Raw genomic sequence first — 2337 nt, forward strand, 5'->3', positions numbered from 1 at the left:
CTTCTCTTATATTCCACATTCAGTTTTTCACCTTCTATATAGTTTAAATAATTCTCATACACTTAAATTCTATTTCACCCTTATTTACTTTTCGTTTTGAATTTTTTATTTTGTTTTCGAGTTCTCCCACGCATTCTCTCATTTTCTTCCCAAGTCATATTAAATGATTTAAATTTGAATCTACAGTACACCAATAGCTGGAATTCTGCTGCACCAACGGCTACTGTATATAGTAAAACAGTACCTATTACATATCCAATAAAAGTATCAAACGTATAATCATTATGAAAATAAATCAAAATAAGTAGGATTAATGCGTATATTGAAGCCACTTTCATCATAGTCTCTTTTGTTTTACTAAAAAAGGAAGAGGATCTTTCATTCATACTAAATGCACCTTCACTTGCCTGTTTAAACGTATCAATCGTTGTCACAATATGAACAATCACTGCTCCTAAAAATAAGAAACCTACATATACTAATGTAATTCCGTCGATTGTATAATCAGACATTCCAGGAAGAATCAGAGCTGTGAATAATATTGTACCTAATTGAAATGCATATAATAATACGACAATCGTTTGGAACTCTTGAAATTTAAATCGAGCTTTTGGAAATGAATATAGAATTAAAAAAATTATTTGCAAGCTATATAGCACAAGTTCAATTTTAACAATTGTTTTCTCAAATAAACTAGTATAGTAGTCCCAACCAAAGGTTACTAAAGTACCAATAAGAAAAAACATCATAACTGAAACGTACACTATTGTTCCTATCATAAAACCTAAAGCACCCTCAGGACTTAAACGGCTGCTACATGTTACTCGAAATCCATCTAAATCTTCTTCTTTTATGTTCCACATTCAGTTTTTCACCTTCTATACAGTTTAAATAATTTTCATTCACTAAAATCCCATTACATTCCTAATTTTTCAAGTACATTCATCTTTGTGTAACTAAATTTAGATAATCTTTTATGTATATCATCACTACATTAATTACCGTACATAATCAGAATGCTTTTGATAGTTCAAATAGCCTTCTTTCTCCTCAAAAGCTCTAAATATTCTTCTCTCTTTCACTTAACCATATCCCTCATACTCTATTTTTGTTTCTCTGAAATTGCACTCACTTAGTAAAAACGTTACTGTTATCACAATTGTATCTTCAGAAAGTTGATAACCTCCCATCGACAATATGCTAGGAGGTTATTACAGTTATTTAAAATTTGTTTTTTATTTTAATGGATTCGATTTTTGCAAATAATAATGTTATTTAATTTGAGAGAAGCGAATACTAAAAACATACTGCTTAATAACTCGTAATTAAGTCTTCACCCTCATATCTAGGGTCTTTCTCAACTTTACCATCTTTTGTTTTGATGACTTTTAGTCTACCTAACCACTCTGCTCCGTTATATGTCTCTTCACTTACCCATACATTATGCTTTTTACCATCTACCTCAACTACTAGTGTGGGGTGTGTAAATATAAATTCCTCCTCTACGTGCCTACCTACAATTTCTGCATTTAATGATGTACCTTCTTCAACTAATTTACTATTTTGATACCCTTCGATAATAGGTAATCCAATAAACACAAAAAATATCAGTCCAAATACGATTACTTTCTTCTTTGTACTCCATTTATTCTTTTCTTTCAATTCTTTCTGTCTCGCTTCTCTTTCTTCGCGTTCATCCAAGCTCTCATTTAAAGCATCTTCCCATGCCTTAATTTCCGCTTCGATTTCTGCTTCAGCTCTTGCTAGTTTTTCTAATTGTTCATCGGTTGCTACCATCTCATATGACTTATCTCTAACCAAACGAATTTCAGCACCATTTTCTTTTACTTTTCGCAAGTCTTTTTCTGTACAATTAAACTCTCGAATGATTTCCCCTTGTGTGTTTACCAGTCTAACGTAAATGTTTTTTTTCTCCTTCTTCTTAAACATCTGAACTCCCCCTTATTTGTTTCCTATCATAGATAACCCTATTGCAATTAAGAGAAAGAAAACGATAATAAGGAACGTCTTCCCTTTGCTTACTTGTGTTGTAGAACCTTCCAAGACAGCCCATATAAAAATTTGGAAAAGAAGAATACCTAGGAGAATATCAACTAACTTGTTGCTACTCTTCTTTAGTGGTTTTTCTTCTACTATCGGTTTTATCTGAACAGCTTCCTTTCTTATTTGTTTCGGTTTCTTTTTCTTGCGTCTATGATTCCCCCAACTTACTCCTTTTAGAATAACTTTTTCCTAACTATAAAAATACCGAAATATCCCATTTTCATCGTATAGGATAAAATGATTTATTTCTTCACAAATAGATTTCCACCATAA

3 protein-coding genes are annotated in these 2337 nt (G+C 31.6%); all 3 read right to left on the minus strand.

The features are described 5' to 3' along the window. Window positions 1-80: 80 nt before the first annotated feature. The 3 genes from ACQGS6_RS26745 to ACQGS6_RS26755 all read right to left on the minus strand — a co-directional run bounded on the left by ACQGS6_RS26745 (window position 81) and on the right by ACQGS6_RS26755 (window position 2244). Window positions 81-863 carry a hypothetical protein gene (locus ACQGS6_RS26745; RefSeq protein WP_000267104.1) on the minus strand — a complete coding sequence of 261 codons (783 nt, stop codon included), beginning with the start codon at window positions 861-863 and terminating at the stop codon, window positions 81-83. 448 nt (window positions 864-1311) lie between these two features. Continuing rightward, a complete protein-coding gene (locus ACQGS6_RS26750; protein ID WP_000473564.1) occupies window positions 1312-1950 on the minus strand; it encodes a hypothetical protein in 639 nt (212 codons plus the stop codon). Window positions 1951-1962: 12 nt separating this feature from the next. Beyond that, on the minus strand, window positions 1963-2244 hold the full coding sequence (locus tag ACQGS6_RS26755) for a hypothetical protein (protein ID WP_074595851.1): 282 nt from the start codon (window positions 2242-2244) through the stop codon (window positions 1963-1965). Between the last annotated feature and the right edge of the window lie 93 nt (window positions 2245-2337).

The organism is Bacillus sp. GMs2/2, from assembly GCF_050172095.1.
Classification (GTDB): Bacteria; Bacillota; Bacilli; order Bacillales; family Bacillaceae_G; genus Bacillus_A; species Bacillus_A cereus.

Bases quoted from the DNA above. Each gene is read 5' to 3' on its own strand.
- ACQGS6_RS26745 (WP_000267104.1), bottom strand. From the start codon at position 863: ATGTGGAACATAAAAGAAGAAGATTTAGATGGATTTCGAGTAACATGT.
- ACQGS6_RS26750 (WP_000473564.1), bottom strand. From the start codon at position 1,950: ATGTTTAAGAAGAAGGAGAAAAAAAACATTTACGTTAGACTGGTAAAC.